9 protein-coding genes, 1 tRNA gene and 1 pseudogene are annotated in these 19,407 nt (G+C 28.0%); 5 read left to right on the top strand and 6 right to left on the bottom strand.

What is annotated here, in order from left to right; translation table 11 throughout:
- Positions 1-569: 569 nt before the first annotated feature.
- Positions 570-645, bottom strand: a tRNA-Ala gene (locus ERCISPPS3390_RS02850).
- A 1,615-nt stretch (positions 646-2,260) separates the two neighbouring features.
- Here ERCISPPS3390_RS02850 and folA point away from each other — a divergent pair.
- On the top strand, positions 2,261-2,740 hold the full coding sequence (gene folA / locus ERCISPPS3390_RS02845) for a type 3 dihydrofolate reductase (RefSeq protein ID WP_197095416.1): 480 nt from the start codon (positions 2,261-2,263) through the stop codon (positions 2,738-2,740).
- A gap of 1,349 nt (positions 2,741-4,089) precedes the next feature.
- Here folA and metG read toward each other — a convergent pair.
- Positions 4,090-5,730: pseudogene (metG, locus tag ERCISPPS3390_RS02840) on the bottom strand (methionine--tRNA ligase); the annotation flags it as partial.
- A gap of 833 nt (positions 5,731-6,563) precedes the next feature.
- Between metG and trpS the strand changes: the two are divergent.
- From trpS to holB, 4 genes are all read left to right on the top strand, one after another.
- Entirely contained in the window at positions 6,564-7,568 is a 1,005-nt protein-coding gene (gene trpS / locus ERCISPPS3390_RS02835) for a tryptophan--tRNA ligase (RefSeq protein WP_197095302.1), read from the top strand.
- Positions 7,569-8,883: 1,315 nt separating this feature from the next.
- On the top strand, positions 8,884-9,120 hold the full coding sequence (gene rpmB, locus ERCISPPS3390_RS02830) for a 50S ribosomal protein L28 (RefSeq protein WP_197095301.1): 237 nt from the start codon (positions 8,884-8,886) through the stop codon (positions 9,118-9,120).
- 16 nt (positions 9,121-9,136) lie between these two features.
- A complete protein-coding gene (gene rpmG, locus ERCISPPS3390_RS02825) occupies positions 9,137-9,304 on the top strand; it encodes a 50S ribosomal protein L33 (RefSeq protein ID WP_197095300.1) in 168 nt (55 codons plus the stop codon).
- A gap of 1,003 nt (positions 9,305-10,307) precedes the next feature.
- On the top strand, positions 10,308-11,294 hold the full coding sequence (gene holB / locus ERCISPPS3390_RS02820; protein WP_197095415.1) for a DNA polymerase III subunit delta': 987 nt from the start codon (positions 10,308-10,310) through the stop codon (positions 11,292-11,294).
- Positions 11,295-11,963: 669 nt separating this feature from the next.
- Here holB and lptG read toward each other — a convergent pair.
- From lptG to alaS, 4 genes are all read right to left on the bottom strand, one after another.
- Positions 11,964-13,055, bottom strand: a complete 1,092-nt coding sequence (gene lptG, locus ERCISPPS3390_RS02815) for an LPS export ABC transporter permease LptG (RefSeq protein WP_197095299.1) — start codon at positions 13,053-13,055, stop codon at positions 11,964-11,966.
- A complete protein-coding gene (gene lptF, locus ERCISPPS3390_RS02810) occupies positions 13,048-14,163 on the bottom strand; it encodes an LPS export ABC transporter permease LptF (RefSeq protein WP_197095298.1) in 1,116 nt (371 codons plus the stop codon). Before lptF ends, lptG begins: the two co-directional genes overlap by 8 nt.
- Before the next feature lie 1,096 nt (positions 14,164-15,259).
- Positions 15,260-15,445 carry a carbon storage regulator CsrA gene (csrA, locus tag ERCISPPS3390_RS02805; protein ID WP_157990576.1) on the bottom strand — a complete coding sequence of 62 codons (186 nt, stop codon included), beginning with the start codon at positions 15,443-15,445 and terminating at the stop codon, positions 15,260-15,262.
- 480 nt (positions 15,446-15,925) lie between these two features.
- Positions 15,926-18,559: an alanine--tRNA ligase gene (gene alaS, locus ERCISPPS3390_RS02800; RefSeq protein WP_197095297.1), complete on the bottom strand. Its 2,634-nt coding sequence runs from the start codon at positions 18,557-18,559 to the stop codon at positions 15,926-15,928.
- Between the last annotated feature and the right edge of the window lie 848 nt (positions 18,560-19,407).

Genomic DNA, 19,407 nt, shown 5'->3' with positions numbered 1-19,407 from the left:
TATTTACTAATAAGTAACAAAATGCAAGAGTTTATGATTTATATTTTTAATAACATGCAATTTCAGACGGTGCTTATTGGATTCTTATCTTAAGAGAACCAAGGGGCATTTGTAATATTTTTTGATTTATTGAATTATAATGTTTTTTGAGAAAATAAGCGATTTTAAAATTATGAGCATTTATGGATATAAAATTTTAAAAAATAATTGTCAAATTTTTAGTGCAAATAATTTATATTTTAAATTTTTTATGTATGTTTTTAGTTTTGATGACTGAGTGTGATTAAGTGAAATATCTGTTGGTAAGTTAAATAACTTAGCTATAATGAAATTATTTTCATTAATTTTTTAAAAATTTTATGTTTTTATATGATACATTTAATATAATTTAATATTTTATGGTATCTTTATCGAAATTAAAGAATGTAATAAGATGTTGATAGCAATTAACTTTATTATTTTTTAGCTTTGAATATTTACAATTTTATTTTTTCTATGTTATTTTTCACTATTTTTATTATTTTTGAGAGAGAAAGTGTTGCTCTAAATAAAAATTCATCAATTTAAACTGGTGGAGATAAGCGGAATTGAACCGCTGACCTCTTGCATGCCATGCAAGCGCTCTGCCAGCTGAGCTATATCCCCTTTATTTATGAGAATATATTAAAGAAGTACCATATTATCATATGCAAAATATAACATCTAAAGATAAGATTGTTACAAAAGATGCATCCTATTGGAAGGTGATTCTTTTTTTTAATCCTTTACACATGAAAATATTTACAGTAATCTTTATATATTTTTAAAAAAATATGTAGTGCAATTTTTTTGTTTAATATATTGGATGTTTTGGTTAGTGGACTTTACACACATCTTAAACATTAATAATTATTAATTTTATTGTTTGTCTTATAGATTTTTTATTGAAAAATAAATAATAATACTTAGCATTAGCTTTCATTTTACTAGTCAAAATTGTGTGTGATTATTTTTAGAGTAAAATTTTAGAAAAAAATCAAGTAAAATTACTGAATTTAAGTATCATACTATTGCATGTTTTATACATGTAAGTTTCCTATTCATAAATATTATGCAAAATTAATATTTTGCAATATAAATTATTAATTAGCAAGATTTGGATCTTAAGGTAACACAATATACCAGAATTATAATAAAAATATAGGTTTTTTAAAAATAGTCTGGTAAATATTTTATTTTAAACTAAAGATGAGTCTTAAAATAAATAATAATCCCTATCTTAATAAAGATGATGTGTGATATTTTATCATCAGATGCATAGTTAAAAACTGATGATAATAAAACGTTTTGTTATTAAATTTTATTTATATAAAACAGATAGGTTTTGTTTATTCCGGAACCTTGCTATGCCGGTATTTAATTAATAGATTTGTAATCTACAAAGCTCTTAAGATTTATAGATTTAAAGGAATAACTTAGTTTACTAATATAAAATGATAAAATGATAAAATTCATGATAAAAATCATAGAATTATAATGTTTTTATTTGATTAGCCAGCTTGTTTCTAATAACATCATGTTTATAATAGAATCATTAGGAATCGATAATATCAGTTATAGTATAAACATAAAAATTCTATAGGAATAATTATATATATTTAATATCTTAATTTAGAAAATTATTTAATAAAAAATGTATTTTCAATAATTTATACTAATTATATATTATACATCGCTTTTATAAAATTTTTTATAAAAGTAACGTATAATAATTTATTATACTAACATATAAAATATAAGAGAAATTATACTTTTAACATGTTTACAACTATTTATCTGGATTAATACTTAATGATATGGGTTTTACTTTGATATTTTGCGCATATTTAATATAAGAGTATTAATTCTAGAATTAATATGTTATCTTTTTTTAAATTCTACTAAAATCAAATATTTTTGATAGATAAATATCAAAAAATAATAATTTTTAGCTCTGAAGACTACTTCATGTATCTAGAGTATGATTTTAAGACGTTTAAAAATTAATGAAGATGATTCTTTTGTATATTAATTATTTTTGTATATTAATTATTTAATGTGATTAATTCTAGAAATGGTTTAAAAGTTTTTTAATTAAATAAAAGAAATTTTTATTTTAAAGTACTCTATATAGTTTGAAAATAAAAGCATTTAAAAATTTATTTTATTCATGGTTGAGCCATATTGTTATCAAGTTATTTTATTCACTGCAGTGAAAACGGCGTTAAGTTTTGAGAAAATGATTATTAGTTTAATTGCAGCTTTTTCACTAAATCGCATAATTGGTGAGAATAATTCTATACCATGGTATTTACCGGCCGATTTAGAGTGGTTTAAGCAACATACATTAACTAAACCTGTTATTATGGGGCGTTGTACATGGGAGACTATTCGCGCGCCTTTACCAGGACGATTAAACATTATTATGAGTCGTTATTTACGAAAAAGTACTATAGTTAAGTGGGTAACTAGTGTTGAAAATGCACTAATGGAGGCAAAAGGAGCAGAAGAAGTTATGGTGATTGGTGGATCAAATATTTATAATCACTTTATATTACTGGCTGATCGATTGTATCTCACTCATATTAATACAGTCATGAGAGGTGATTCGTATTTTCCGCAGTATAATTATAAAGAATGGCACCAAATTTTTAGTAAAAATTATCACGCTAATCAATGTAATCAATATGATTTATTTTTCGAGATATTAGTTCGTTCATAATATTTTTTACTACCTTGAATTCACATGGGCATGCTCTTTAGAGAGAAACATCAAGATGGCGTTGGTATATATGATTTGTTTACTCTCTGTTAATTTTTTTTAAGATAATACATCTAAAATATTTTTATAAATCTTACATCTTTTAAATATTATACAGATATTTCTAGTAAAACTAGTACTTTATAAGATATATATATAATTAATATTTTGGTGAATCAAATATATCTGCAAATCTTTTATTTTTTATGAACGATTACTAATATGGTGAAATAATTTCAACTTATATTACTCCATAGGGAATATTATTTTGTAGATAGTATCTCATACACAGTATTTACAAATATTTACGGTTATTTGATGGTTATTGTAAAATAAGGCTGAAGGTGATTATAAGGATCTGTCTTTATCTCTAGTGAAAATTTTTAAAATTTACACATTAGTTATTTAAATTATAAGTAAAAACAAACAATGGATTCTTTTAAATAGAACCGTGATAAATAAAAGTAAACTACTTTGTTCTATTATTTGTTAAAATTATATATTATTGAATATATTTAGGGGTGGTGATTTATAAGCCTAAGAGATAGGAATTACCGCATAAAGTTACAGTTTAATATGAATAGTGTTTAAATAGCACATCTGTTTTAATAAGAGCAAGTAATAAGTGAATAGAAAAAAGATTTTATTTTATAAGCAATTATAACTTAGGTTTTTATTATTTAGAACAAAAAGATAAGCATGAAATTTCTGTAAAAGATAGGTATCATCTTGGCAAGTAAATATTATTTATATTGTTGATAAATAAAATAGATTTACATATTACTTTCATATATCTTTATAAATTGATAATCAACTACAGATCGGCTATCTATAGTTGTTAGAATTTTTTTTACTTGGGCTGATTTGATTTTATTAGTCAGTTACTGTTTAGTATTTTGTATTAGGAGTTTGAAGTTATATTGCTTAGTATTTTAAAATAATGTAATATAATTTTTATATGTAGTAAGATGGTTTTTGTAATTTCTTTTTTTATTTAATTTGATATTTTTCGACATATTAGAAAAGTACTTCATATATTATTATAAGTATTTTATTCAAAAGTTTTTAAATAAAAATAATTCTTAATTTCAATGAAAATTTTAAGAATAATATGCATTATAAATATAATATTAGCTATAATTTTATTATAAAAATCACACTGTGTCAGTGCATTATTAGTTATACTAGGTATATATGAGACATAATATATGATGTGTAGTTATTCATTTTAAAAATGTATATGTAGTATATTACACTACATTTAAAATCTACGCATTCATATTATACGTCATAAGTTATATTTTTCCCCTTTTTAAGTCAGCATTTAGGTTATGGATCTGTTGAGTCTCGATTCGAGAATATAAAGTTTTAAATGTATTAATATGATGATTTAACAAGGGTTGTTTGATTTTTTCCCAATTCAGTGAATAGTTTAAAAAATATTCAGCGCGTCTTGCAAGTGTAGGCATGACTGGTTTGAGCCAGTTCATTAGTACGTAGAATAGATTAATACCCATTGAACAAATATCGTGTAAATCAGACTCTCTACCTTTTTGTTTTGCTAAATACCATGGCGCTTGTTCATCAATATAACGATTTGCAATATCAGTAAATGTCATGATGCTACGTATAGCGCGATTAAACTCACGTTTATCAAAAGCATCACCAATGCCAGTAGACGCATTAGCAAATGTTGCATAAAGATCAGGATCATGAATAGTTGAAGACAACTGTCCTAAAAAGCGTTGATTTATAAAAGATGCTGTTCGTGAAGCTAAATTAACCACCTTGTTAACAATATCGTTATTTACACGGTGCATTATCTCTTCAAGATTTAGATCGACATCCTCAATATTTGATGATATTTTTGATGCATAGTAATATCTAAGACTATCAGAATCAAAATATTTTAGCCATGATTTAGCTGTAATAAATGTGCCTCTTGATTTGGACATTTTAGCGCCATTAACTGTGATATGCCCATGTACAAAGAGATTTGTCGGGGTACGTAGCTGACTACCAGCAAGTATAGCGGGCCAAAATAGACCATGAAAATATATGATATCTTTACCGATAAAATGGTAAAGATTGGCTTGGGAATCGATCTTCCAAAAAGACTCAAAGTCAATATCTGTACGCTTCTCGCATAAGTTTTTAAACGAAGCTATATAGCCAATAGGTGCATCTAACCAAACATAAAAGTACTTGCCTGGTGCATTTGGAATTTCAAAACCAAAATATGGTCCATCGCGTGAAATATCCCACCGCTTCAGACCGGTGCGAAACCACTCTTGTAGTTTACGGATAACTTGCTCTTGTAAAACCCCTGAATGAATCCATTGTTGTAAAAAATTACTAAATTTCGGTAGATCAAAAAAAAAGTGTTCTGAATGACGCAAAATAGGTACAGTACTAGATAATACAGATTTTGCATTAATTAATTCAGAAGAGCTATATGTTGCAGAACAGACCGCACAATGATCACCATATTGATTTAGTGATTGACAGTAAGGACAGGTCCCCTGAACAAAACGATCAGGTAGAAACATACCTATTTTATCATCATATAGTTGAGAGATAACTTGAGTTTTAATAAATCCGTTATCTTTTAAACGCGTATAGATATACTTAGACAAATCATGATTTTCTTGACTATGAGTAGAGTAGTAATTGTCATGGCTAATTTCAAAATTTAAGAAATCTGTCTGATGTTCATCATGTATAAGCGCAATCATCTCTTCTGTTGGAATTCCTAATGCTTTAGCTTTTAACATAACTGGTGTTCCGTGTGCATCATCAGCGCAGATAAAATATACGTTTTTACCTCGTAGTCTTTGATAGCGCACCCAAATATCCGCCTGTATATGCTCAAACATGTGACCTAGATGGATGGAGCCATTCGCATACGGTAAAGCACATGTTACTAATATATCCTTTTTAACTGTAGTCATAGTAAAATTTTATCCATTTTAAAATATAGATAGAAGGCTTAATAGTAATTAATTGTATTGTAGTACGTGCATTATAGTCCTGATATAAATAGATATGTTTTTTTAAAATGTGCTGATTATAACATCATTATATAGCTTATTTATACAGTTTGCTCATACAGCATTTAACTATTGTAATCTAGATAATCATATTTCATAAAATGTCAGTAGCATAAAAGAGCTTAAGTGATATTTATTAAGAATGATATACGAATCCTGTGATGCATTCGAAAAGAATGTACGATATAGCTATATATCACAGATTTTAAATTATAGTGTCTAATAATATTACAGTAAAACATGCAATATAGTAACCATACTCAAGCAAGTAATGTTAAGATATTGTTATTTTTTAGGGTTTAATTAATCTAATTAAGGTAGATTGAATTATTAGAGAAATTTTTACAGTGTTTTACTAAGAAAACTTTACTAAAAGATTTGATATGATATTTAATGATATGTTAAGTATTGCATAAAATGAGAATTTTTTACGAAAAATACTATAGTGAAGTGATTTGTAAATATATAATAACTATTTTTAGATTAAAATTTAAAGATTATTTAGTACATATTAGTGGTAGTTGTTTTTTGAAAAGCTTTGTTAGCATTATATATCATGTAATATTAGTTACCAGAAATATGGGTTAAGTAAAATCTCAAGCTAATATAAAGATAGTCTAGTAGAAGACATAGGTATATTTTTTCTTGTTATGGAAGAATCTTGTGATTTGCACGAACCAGGGGCTTGTATACTTAAAAGACTAGTGATTAATGAATAAATATTAGGCAGTTATATGAAAAAACCTGTTGTATTTAGCGGTGCAAAACCGTCCGGTCAGTTGACTTTGGGAAATTACATTGGCGCACTACATCAGTGGGTGCAGATGCAGGATAAATATCAGTGTATGTATTGTGTAGTTGACTTGCATGCACTTACTGTACGGCAAGATCCAGGATTGTTGCGTCATGCCATATTAGATACAGTAGCACTTTATTTAGCATGTGGTATTGACCCACAAAAAAGTATTATTTTTGTTCAGTCACATGTATCTGAGCACGTTCAGCTTAGCTGGGTTCTAAATTGTTATACTTCTTTTGGTGAGTTAAGAAGAATGACGCAATTTAAAGATAAATTAGTGAGCCATCAAGAGAATATTAATGTTGGTTTATTTAATTATCCAGTTCTAATGGTAGCTGACATTCTTTTATATCAAGCCTCAAAAGTTCCGATTGGGGAAGACCAAAAACAACACTTAGAACTAAGTCGTCATATTGCTAAGCGTTTTAATAGATTATATGGTAATATTTTTCAAATACCCGAACCAATATTTCCACAGCTTGGTGGGCGTGTTATGTCATTACTAGAACCATCTAAAAAAATGTCTAAAAGTGATCATATTCTAGGTAATGTTATTACACTTTTAGAAACTCCTGAATCAGTTATAAAAAAAATTAAGCGCGCTATTACTGATAATGACTATCCTCCAATAGTGCGATATGATCTTCAGGGTAAGCCAGGTATTTCAAACTTATTGAGTATTTTATCAGTTATAAGTAACACCCCTATCACAGAGTTAGAGATTATGTTTCATAATAAGCAATATAGTTATCTCAAGAAAGTAACAGCAGAGACGGTTTCTAATATGCTTATCAAATTTCAGGCATCATACTATGATTATCGAAACCATGAAGATTTTCTTTTACAGGTGATTCGAAGAGGGGCACAAATAGCGCGTAGTGAAGCTCAGATTACATTACAAAAGGTTTATCATAGTATTGGTTTAATTCCAGAATTTTAAATAATCTTGCTTATTGTATAAAAATCCTGCATTTTTTTGTGATAGTTAGTTGAATTTTTAGTAACTTAAGATGCGTATCTAAAATAATTGTTAAGTAGTAAATTATATATCTGATAAAATCAAGTTTTCTCAGAAAAGTAATCTAAAATATATACTGATTCGACATATTTTATTTTTCATATTTATTTTACAGCAATATCTGATATCATTATATAATTTTCTAATTTTGATAAATCTTATTATTTTGATTATTGTTTTTATGTAGATAAATTGAAGATTTTATTAGATGATGATTCATCATTAGTATGATGAATATGATACAATCATAAAATGATATTATATCTATAATGACAGTATAAAGACTGATTATTATCTTTCTATAGTCAGTCAGCAGCGTTAAGTTAGATAACAGTATTTATTGGTAATTTACTTCTTATATTAGTAGAGAGAAGATATTAAATAGTGCTTTTTTATTTAATAGATTATTTATATTGAAAATATTGAAAAGTTTTCAAGCGTATTAGTGCAGCATTGATTAACTTTCAGTTGATGTAGATATAGAAGCGCACTGAAACTAAATAGCTATAAATAGAAGGTCAAATTTCAAGGATTAAGTTTGGTTAAGGTTTTATGCTAATTGATTCTAGCAGTTTTAACTAAAACTGATTAAATGAGATTTCGGTTAATCTGCATGGTACATTTAGCTTTTAATTAATAATTATAGCTATCTTCCATAAAAATTTTGAATTTTAATTTTATATTAAGAATATAATATATGTATATTTATGGAAATATTTAGTTATTTTGGTGTTTTAGGAATGCTTTTTAAATGTAAAGTATTTATTTATTATTATATTTTTTTAACGTAATATTATTTATATTAATTTTTATCATGTGATTATATATATGTATTTTAATTTTAGAATATTAATACTATATACTATATAGTATTAATGGAGATTATCATTATAAATGAATGTATTATAAAAATAATATTTTTTATTTTTTTATTGTATGATCTCGTATATCAACTATAATTATTTTATGTAAATTATATTTTATAAGAATTAATTATAGATCAAGCGCTTATTGCTAATAAACATAGATTAGTATATTTTAAAACAATGTACCTATTAAAAATTAACACTAAATCAATTGCAGTCTCTTTTCTTAGTTTTGTTTAATATTTTAAAGGTGTTATGTTATAAACAGTCTTTTAAAGACATTTTAATTACAAATTTTTTCAAGAAAAAGTAGATATATATCCTGTGATTGAGAATAGTAAAGTTTTATTGAGAGCCCTGGAGATATCAATATGTCACATATCTGCCAAGTTACTGGAAAGCGTCCCATGACTGGACATAATCGCTCGCATGCAATGAATGCAACTAAGCGTCGTTTTCTTCCAAATCTGCACTTACATCGGTTTTGGGTTGCAAATGAAAAACGTTTTATTAAGCTACGTTTATCTGCAAAAGGTATTCGTATTATCGATAAAAATGGTATCGAAAAAGTTTTGTCTGATTTAAGACGATATGGTCATAAGTATTAATAGAGGGATTTTAAATATGGCAAAAGGAGTTCGCGAGATAATTAAGATGATTTCATCTGCTGGTACGGGTCACTTTTATACAACCACAAAGAATAAACGTAATAAGACTGAAAAATTAGAATTAAAAAAATTTGATCCAATAGCGCGTCAGCATGTGATTTATAAAGAGGCTAAGATTAAATAAGAAATTAATTAAATGTATAATTATTTTGATAGTATTCACAGAATATTGACTGACTTTATCAAAGTATATACATATTATAGTTTATGTTTAAAATTATCACGCTAATTACGATGTTTCTTATATCAAAACATATACATCTATATATTTCTATTTTTATGGTAATGCTATTACAGAGTATAATTTAGGCACTATAATTGATTTAATCAATAGAAAATTTTAGGTTTGTAGGTATAATTTTTATATAAAATTATAGGTTGTAGAATTTAATGGAATTCAGTGAGTTTATGTCAGATAGAAATCTGACTAATATTTTAGGTATAGAATTGCAGGAAGTTATGCATCTACTATTGGTTTAGCCCTGAGAAGAATAAAATTCTTTGTTCAGTTTTAACTAAATTTTCAAAGGTAATTCTTACTATAAATTATAGTGTATGTTATTTTTACAATCCAACATTGATCATATGTTTAATTGATATTTTATCTGGGGCTTAATTTTTAATGAGTAATGGATGTGTTAGTAAGATATTAAATTCAATATAGATGATGAAAAATATTTAATGTTTAGATCATTACATGATGTATGATGCGCTCATAATTTATCTACATAAAGATTTTAGAATTCATTGTTTAGCCAGAAATTACAGAATTTTTACATGCATCAAGAAAGTGATACAATGATAACTAGCAGCTAGAAGAATAAAAGATATCAATAAGTCAGCAAGTTCCTAATGTTTTAGATAGATAGCGTATTCTAGGTTTATTTCGCAAACCTAAAAGGGATGACATGGGCATAAGATTATGTCAATCTCGAAAGAAGTTGCATAGTTTTGAACACTGAATATTTGATTAGTACATATGAGTTTAGTATTCTCTAATTATCATGATTCCAATCCACGTAATTAATAATCCACGCGATTAATATCACTACTCTTTTGACTATGGTCCATGTAATATAATTTTATTTATAAAATATAAAATAAATTAGTTGAAGATAGGAATGGGAATGTATTGGTACCCTTGGTTGAATAATAGTTATCGTCAAATACTTACGCAATATATATTAAATCGAGGACATCATGCATTACTGATTCAATCTCTACCTGGCATGGGCTCTAAATCGTTAGTTAGAGCAATAGAGAGATGGTTGATGTGCAAGAAACCACAAGAAACAAAAAGCTGCGGAAAATGTCATTCTTGTAGGTTAATGATCTCTGGAAATCATCCTGATTTATATCATCTAGAATCTGAAAAAGGTCAGAATACTATTGGTATTGATAGTGTGCGTAAGATCAAAGAAAAATTGTATCATCATGCTAGTTTAGGTGGCGCTAAGGTGTGTTGTTTGTTAGAGGCGCACCAACTAACAGACTCTGCTGCTAATGCATTATTAAAAGTCATAGAAGAACCACCTGCTAATACTTGGTTTTTTCTTTATCTTCGTGAATCTGAGTATTTGTTAGATACATTACGTAGTCGCTGTATTGTATGGAAATTGCCTATTCCTGATAAAGAGTTAAGCCTCATATGGTTACATCATCATCATCCTTCTGATATTCAAAAACATAATATAGCGCTTCGTTTATCTTTTGGAGCACCAGTTAGCGCGCTAGAATTATTATCAGAATCATGCTGGAAGCATCGTTTACAGATATGCAACGCTTTCTTTAAAGCCATTGATGGTGATATTTTAAGTTTATTACCAATACTACATCAGAATAATACAATTAGATGTATAGAATGGTTGTGCTCTTTATTGATTGATGCGGCAAAGTGGACTCAAGGTGCAATGCAGTTTATTAGTAATTTAGATCAGACATCGTTAGTGATCAATATTTCAAAATGGTTACCAATGAATATACTTAATGACAGCATGCGCCAATGGATGATATGTCGATATAGGTTGTTAACAATTTCAGGAGTAAACTGTGAGTTATTGTTAACAGAGCAATTGTTGCAGTGGGAATATGATATTTCTTCTTGTAAAGATTAATGATTTTAATCTTATAAAAATATATTGCGTGATATATCAATTAAAGCAAATGGTACAGCAAGAATTATATATAAAGTAATATTTGATAATACTTTCATTCAGTATCATAAGTAAGAAATATTTTTGTATAGATATATTATATTTATTTTTACAGAGTAAAAATTAAATAAGCCTCTTATCATGATAGCTCACTTAATCTAATACTGGAATATAGTTTAGACTATAGATTTTCTTACCAGATTGATGCCGTGATAAATAATAATTATTATAGTTAAGCTTGATTTATAAAGAATTTGTATTTCATCAGATCAGTAAATATAATTATAGAAATTTCCGTAATTATAAGAATTTATATAGTCAGCATGCGACTGATAGCTATCATGATTAGCAAAATTAAAAAATAAACTTAATATCAAAATTAATACTGTAATTATACCACTATAACAACATAAATAGTATCTTCTTGATACATGTAGAATTATATATAATAAGTTGTATTTATATGAGAAAGTCTTAATAGCACTTTATAATATTATCTGCTTATTATGATTATATTTCAGAGTTAATTAGTTCACATGTTTTATGTTAAAGATTCTATATAATGTTATATTTTGTGTTCATCTATTATAGTAAGGTTAGAGAAAGGGTATTTTTAAACGTTTAATATTTTTATTGTTTCCATGTCACCAACATTACAAGACTAACAGTAAAAAATATCATGCTGGGAAGCAAGGCACCTAAGATTGGGGGGGTGTGACAGATTAAACTAAGTAATCCAAAAATTTGATTTAGAACGTAAAATAAAAAACCTAAAATAACACCTACAATTATTCTGATGTTCATTGCTGCATGCTGCAATGGGCCAAAAAGGAATGATATTGCCATTAAAATCATTACCATTAAAGATAATGGGTCAAAAATTCTTCTCCAAAGATTAAATTTATAACGTATACTGGCTTGACCGGTTTTCTGAAAATACTTCGCATAACTATATAGTCCTCTAATGGATAATGTCTCTGGATTAAGAGCAATAACTTGTAGTTTTTTAGGTATAAGAGAAGTACGCCAAGTTTGATGCAGCACATGAGTATGTTTAATTTGTCTTATATTTCTAAAATCAGATTGATCAACTTGCTCTAATATCCAAAATTTTTTATATATGTTATACTTAGCAGATTTTGCATATTTTATAATTTGAAGAGGTCTGTTTTTACCAAAACTTTTACCAAAACAGTAAATAGTAACGCCAAAAATATAATTAGGTCTGTAAATATTTTTAATAAATATAAAATTTTCATTATCCTTTGCCCATACCCCGACTCGATTAAAACGAAGTGTTGTATTTATTAGCTTGTTATCTCGATAGTTATGTGCTATTTGTTCTCCTATGGGGGCAATGAATTCACCGATAACCATCATAATAAATATAAGAGGAATAGTAATTGTCATCACTGATTTTGCAATTTTTACACGAGTAAAACTCAATGCTTGCATTGCAATTAGTTCTCTATTTTGCGTCAGAAGGCCCAAACCTATTAACGCTCCTAGTAGTGCTCCCATGGGAAAAAATAACTCGATATCCTTAGGTATACTGAGGATTGTATATATTAGAGCACCCAATGCAGTGTATGTTCCTTGTCCGATTTTTCTTAATTGATCGACAAATTTAATTACACTAGAAAGAGATACTAATACAAATAGTGTTGCAAGAATATTATAAAATATTGTTTTACAAATATACCGATCAAGTATATTAAGCATTTAAGATTACATCTTTTCGGATAAAGCGCTCACGAAATCGACGGATTGGCATAGTATCCCACACATTTAATGTTATACCTATACCTAAATAAGTAAGATTAATTAACCACATTGAGACCGCGGGGTCTAGAAAACCTTTTTTACCACTAGATTGCATTAAGCTTTGTAGCAAAAAGAATACAAGATATAAAAGAATCGCTGGTAACATGGAAAGCAAACGTCCATGTTTAGAATTGATCCCACTCAGTGGTATAACGATTAACCCCATAATAAATACTGAGAAAATAAGCGTTAAACGCCAGTGCAATTCACTGTGGTAGTCAGGTTTTTTTATATTAGAATGCCATAAAATAGGAAAGTTCATTTGTTCGGCATTATAAATCGTCTGGTTGATATGTGGAGGGTAAATTATTGCTTGATAGTTTGTAAAATGTGTAACTCGAAAATTACAAAGTGATGTAGTTCCCTCAAATTGTGCCCCGTTATTTAGTGTGATTATTTGAGCGCCATCTTTTCTGCGATCAATTTGCCCATATTCTGCAGTAACAATGCAAGGTCGATTGTGTCTCTTTTGTTGTAATTGTATAAGAAAGATTTCTTTAAAAATGTTATCTTTGATTTTTTGAACAAAAAATATTATATTCCCGTCAGCTGATTTTTTAAATTGACCTGGAATTAATGATCTCGCGCTAAGAGTCATTTTCGTATTTTGGATGATCGTATATTGATATCTTGCAGCCCAGGGTCCTATCCAGCCACTATTGATAGATGCTATAAATATATTTAAAAATATAATTACCATGGAGGCTCGGATTAGCACGTGTTTATTTAGACCACAAGCATGCATAACGATGATTTCGTTGTTAGTGTATAGCCTGCCTAATGTAATTAAAATAGCTAAAACTAAACTCAAAGGTAGGATCAACTGCGCCATAATTGGTATACCAAGAGCCAATCCTGTAATGACTATATTAATAGGAATATCATTTTCTACTGCAGACCCTAGTATTTTTACTAATTTCTGACAAAAGAAAACTAAGAGCAGAATAAATAAGATAGTTATCTGGGTTTTAAGTATTTCCCTAACTAAGTATCTAGTAATAATCACACGAATAATGCTTATCAGAATTATTTTGTGTTAGAAAAAATTTTAGCATCATCTGATGTATTTTGTGCACCTCTTGTTGTAGAAAAAAATTTTATAATTTTTATATGTCGCAGTAAGGTATAATTTTTGATGCATTAGTTGGAGATTGAAAAGATGGTCTTAACAAAATTACTAGTAAGAGCGTCTAGTGACTGTGTCAGATAAACATTTTTTAAGATTAAAGCAAATCAGGGTGGTCCAAGCTTACTTAGAATTATCAATATCATTATCTTGTTATCGATCAGAACTTTAGTCGCATATAATTTTAGTCATGCTAGCAATATTTCTGTAAATAGATAACTGTAATTTAATACATACCCTATATAAAAATATTTTTTATTAAATTTATATAACTTAATATAAATTATTCCTATTTTAGAGACTTTATTCTATTATCTTAATCTTTTAATTTTGATTGATGTGTATTTTCATGTTTTCTCTAATATGAGAAATAGAATGTTGAAGTTCATGTAAGATATATAAGTATCTTATATATGATAATGGTTGATATTATAACTCTGAATTATCTTAGTATTTGAGTGAATAAATGGTATTTTGTAAATAATTATTTTATTTTCTTAGAAAGATATAATATAGATTATACAGTTCTTGATTGGGCATATCTTTGAGCAAATACATTTTTGATTTATTCAATTTATCAATTTATATATTGTAAAAGAGTGTGTATAACGCACAACTATATTATTTAATTAAGTGAAATAGATAATCCGATCTATATATTATACTTAATATTATACTATATTTTACAGTTAGTACATAAAGTTTTGATTAAAAAATGATATTAGATGGCTATCTAGCTAAGATTTTTTATTAAAAAATCTTATAAATATACATTATATTTATAAATTTTTTATCTTATTGTCACTGTATACTTATTGTAAAGGTTTTTATTTTAATGTTTAATTAAAATTATTTTGACGAAAATATGACATATATCATATAGATTCAACGAATCATATGATATATGTCAAGAAACTAGCTGTCATAATAAATATTACTTCGTTTTTAGATTATATTGACACTGAATAAAAATATATTAGTAAATTGTTTGCTGTGTTTTTTCTGCTTGTATACGCTGATAAATTTCTTCACGATGCACTGAAATTTTTTGAGGAGCGTTAACACCAATACGTATTTGATTACCTTTGACTCCTAATACAGTAACAGTTACTTCATCACCGATCATCAGAGTTTCACCAACTCGACGAGTTAGAATAAGCATTGTTGTCTCCTAAACAGATTAATATAGTGGTCGCACTGTGGGTTCGAGAGTTCTAAGAAAATATTAGAATACTACGTTATATGCTAGCTTAGACACTATAGTCTTATATGTATACTATACTATCTTATTCTATTTCTTAAGATTAAATATAGATAAAAAGCCATATTATATTCTTACCGTAGATATTATGATCTTCAGTTTCTTAGGATAATTTAAATAATGCTTTTCTGAGTACTTTGATAGGCTTTCTTGTATAATATAATATTTATTATACAGTATATTCTGTAGGTTAATTTGCTGTTTTACTAAATACATTGCTTACCTTATTATGATTTAATCCGTGCACCTTAAATAAGATAGAATTTTTTAGATAACATTGCACTTTAAGAAAGAGAAAATTGTATAATAATTAATGAATATTATTAAAGCATAATAACAAACATATTTCTTTGTCAATGTAAAAATAAAACATACATAAGATTATTCTAACCTGTCTGAGATCCATGATTTTACGTTAGTTAAAGCTTTAGGTAAAGCCTCTGTATTTATACCAGTTGCTTGCGCCAGATATGGGCTTCCTCCACCCTTTCCGTTAATTTGTTTTGCTAGATACTCTAAGAGATGAGTAGCTGTAATATGATGAATGAGATCCTTCGTTACGCCAGTAACTAGAGAGATCTTGCCGTTCGAAATAGTTGCTAACACAATAATCGTTGATCCTAAATGATTCTTAAGATTATCAACTAGGATGCGGAGCATTTTAGGTTCTAAAATTTTTATATGGTTGATTATTACCGGAGTATTTTTTATTTTTATAGATTGTTTTCTCAAGAATAAACTCTCTTGTATAACTTGTTGTTTTTGTAGTTTTTGTAATTGTTTTTCTAAAGTATGCGCATATTCCATGAGAGAGCTGATTTTTTTATATAGATTACGGTGATTAGATTTTAGTAGTTGAGCAATTTCTGATAATGTGTCATATGGGTAGTATATATGTAATAATGCTTCTTCTCCAGTTACGGCTTCAATACGTCGCACTCCTGATGCACTACCTGATTCAGAAGTTATACGAAAAAGTCCAATATCGCCTGTACGATGAGCATGCGTTCCTCCACAGAGCTCTATAGAAAAGTCATCTATTTTTAAAACTCGAACATATTGGTCATATTTTTCATTAAATAAAGCTATAGCTCCAAGATTTATAGCTTTATTTAATTCCATTACCTGTGCCTCAATAGGTACGTTTCGGCGAATTTGTTCATTAATTATTATTTCCACTTGACGAATTTCTTGTTGCGTCATTGGCTGATCATATGCAAAATCAAAACGTAAACCTTGTGCAGTAATGAGTGACCCCTTTTGCGCAACTTTTGACCCAAGAATGAGGCGTAAGGCAGCTTGTAGTAGGTGGGTTGCTGAATGATTGAGGCGAATACTTGTTTGATTTTTTTCATCAACTTGCGCTAAAACAGTGTCACCCTTACTTAGTTTTCCATGATTGAGTGTACCGATATGACCGATAGCTTGAGAGTATCTTTTTGTATTTTTTATTATAAAACAAGTATCATGATGAGCCTGGAGAGCACCGATATCGCCAATTTGTCCACCACCTTCAGGATAGAAGGGTGTATAATCAAGAATTATAATTCCATCTTGTCCAGAATGGATAGTATCTACTATTTCTTCATTAACAATAATCATAGAAATCATTGCATTTAGTTGTAAACAATCATAACCTTTAAATTTTGATTTATGAGTGATATAGAGTATATTGTTATAATTAGCATTAAAACCACTTGAATTTCTTGCTCTCTGGCGCTGTTCTTGCATAGCAAGTGTAAAACCTACTTTATCTACGGATATGTGACGCTCGTTGCATATATCTTCAATTAATTCTACGGGAAACCCAAATGTATCATATAAGCGGAATATTACCTTACCATTAAGTATATTACTTGATGTCTTTCTCAGTTCTTGATTTAATAGAAGAATTCCATTCTTTAGTATTTTTGCGCATTTTTCTTCTTCAGTTTTTAGAACTTTTTCTATTTTATTGTGATTTTTCTTAAGAATCTCTGCACCTTCATTCATAGCATAAATTAATGGAGATACTAGTTTAAAAAAGAAACCTTTTTGCGCGCCTAATGTGTACCCATGACGTACAGCTCTGCGAATTAGACGGCGTAATACATAAGAGCGGTTCTCATTTGATGGTAGCACTCCATCTGCAATGAGAAACGCACATGACCTAATATGATCTGCAATAACGTGTAATGATTGATCATGAATTTTAGTAGTTCCTGTAATTTGAATAATTGATTTAATTAGTGCTTTAAATAGATCAATATTATAATTTGAGTGAACATTTTGAATAACTGCTGCAATACGTTCTAGCCCCATTCCTGTATCAACTGCCGGCACCGGTAGAGGTATCATAGTGCCATCGGACTTACGATTAAACTGCATGAAGACAAGATTCCATATCTCAATATAACGATCTCCATTCTCTTTTGTGCTACCTGGTAGCCCTCCTGGAATATGATCACCATGATCGAAGAATATTTCAGAGCATGGACCGCAAGGGCCTGTTTCGCTCATTTGCCAAAAGTTATCTGAGGCATAAGGGCCGCCCTTGTTATTACCGATTCGAATAATACGCTCAAGCGGTAATCCAATGTTTTTTTCCCAAATTTTAAAAGTTTCATTATCTTCTGCGTATACCGTAACTAATAGTTTATGTTTCGGTAATCCAAACCATTTTGGACTAGTGAGCAATTCCCAGGCAAATGAGATTGCCTCTTCTTTAAAATAATCACCAAAGCTAAAGTTTCCAAGCATTTCAAAAAATGTATGATGACGTGCAGTATAGCCTACCTTTTCTAAGTCATTATGTTTACCGCCGACTCTCAAACAACGTTGAGAAGTAGTTACACGAGTATATTTTGGTTTTTCTTGTCCAAGAAAAATACTTTTGAACTGATTCATGCCAGCATTAGTAAATAATAGTGTTGTGTCATTAGGCAGTATCAGTGGGCTACTAGTTATAATCTTATGCCCTTTGCTATAGAAAAAATTAAGAAATTCTTGACGAATTTGTGCAGTGCTTTTACTCATATTTATTCCAGATGATATTAATGTATACTGCGAAATTTATTATGTATTATACAATAATAAAACATTATTAAAAATAAATCATTGTGACTTAAGTGATTGATATAGAATATTTTATCAGAGTATTAAAAGGTTAAAAATAGTAAATATATTTTAGAAGATGAATATATATGTTTTAAAAAACTATATGTTTTATATAAGATGTTTTAAGTTTTTTTTAAAAAGATAGATCTTTGTATTAATCAAAAAGATTGTTGCTGTATAGGAAATACAAGATAATATTTTTAGTTGAGCATGTTTTTAACTAAATAATATATCTTTTTCTATACTGTAGCATAGATGTATAAAAATTTTTTAGATAGATTGTATCTATACACTCCATGTCATGCATTAATGGATGCAATAAGAGTACTTGAGTATGTTGACAGCACTAATTTTATTTAGATATATCTTGTGTGTAATTAGTGAAATAATTCATAATACTAGTGGCATGAGTTGATATGATGATCTAGTCGTAAACTACAGTTTATTGATTGATCATGTATCTTGAATAAGTATCTTTTTAGTAAAAATAAGTAAAAATTATAATAGAATATTATTCATTAAATTTCAATATGATAAAAAGAATATCAAAAAGTCCATGGATATTTTAATACATAAAATAAATGTAGTATAAGAGATATACAGTCGATCTATATTGAAATCAGGTTTAGTATGTCAGATATCATTATGAATCAGCTGTACTTAATAGTCAGATATAGATAAATAACCCTATATTTTTGGAGATATTCCTTATAAAATCTTGATGATATAGTATTATACTATGATGTTAGAAGTACGATGGCATAGGT

It is taken from the genome of Candidatus Erwinia haradaeae (assembly GCF_900698885.1).
Taxonomy (GTDB): Bacteria; Pseudomonadota; Gammaproteobacteria; order Enterobacterales; family Enterobacteriaceae; genus Erwinia_E; species Erwinia_E haradaeae_H.
This window is presented reverse-complemented; position numbering and strand designations above follow the sequence as displayed.

What these genes read in the sequence shown, in the direction of transcription:
- trpS (WP_197095302.1), top strand. Translation starts at nt 6,564, where the DNA reads ATGAAAAAACCTGTTGTATTTAGCGGTGCAAAACCGTCCGGTCAGTTG.
- rpmB (WP_197095301.1), top strand. Translation starts at nt 8,884, where the DNA reads ATGTCACATATCTGCCAAGTTACTGGAAAGCGTCCCATGACTGGACAT.
- rpmG (WP_197095300.1), top strand. Translation starts at nt 9,137, where the DNA reads ATGGCAAAAGGAGTTCGCGAGATAATTAAGATGATTTCATCTGCTGGT.
- holB (WP_197095415.1), top strand. Translation starts at nt 10,308, where the DNA reads ATGTATTGGTACCCTTGGTTGAATAATAGTTATCGTCAAATACTTACG.
- lptG (WP_197095299.1), bottom strand. Translation starts at nt 13,055, where the DNA reads ATGCTTAATATACTTGATCGGTATATTTGTAAAACAATATTTTATAAT.
- csrA (WP_157990576.1), bottom strand. Translation starts at nt 15,445, where the DNA reads ATGCTTATTCTAACTCGTCGAGTTGGTGAAACTCTGATGATCGGTGAT.
- alaS (WP_197095297.1), bottom strand. Translation starts at nt 18,559, where the DNA reads ATGAGTAAAAGCACTGCACAAATTCGTCAAGAATTTCTTAATTTTTTC.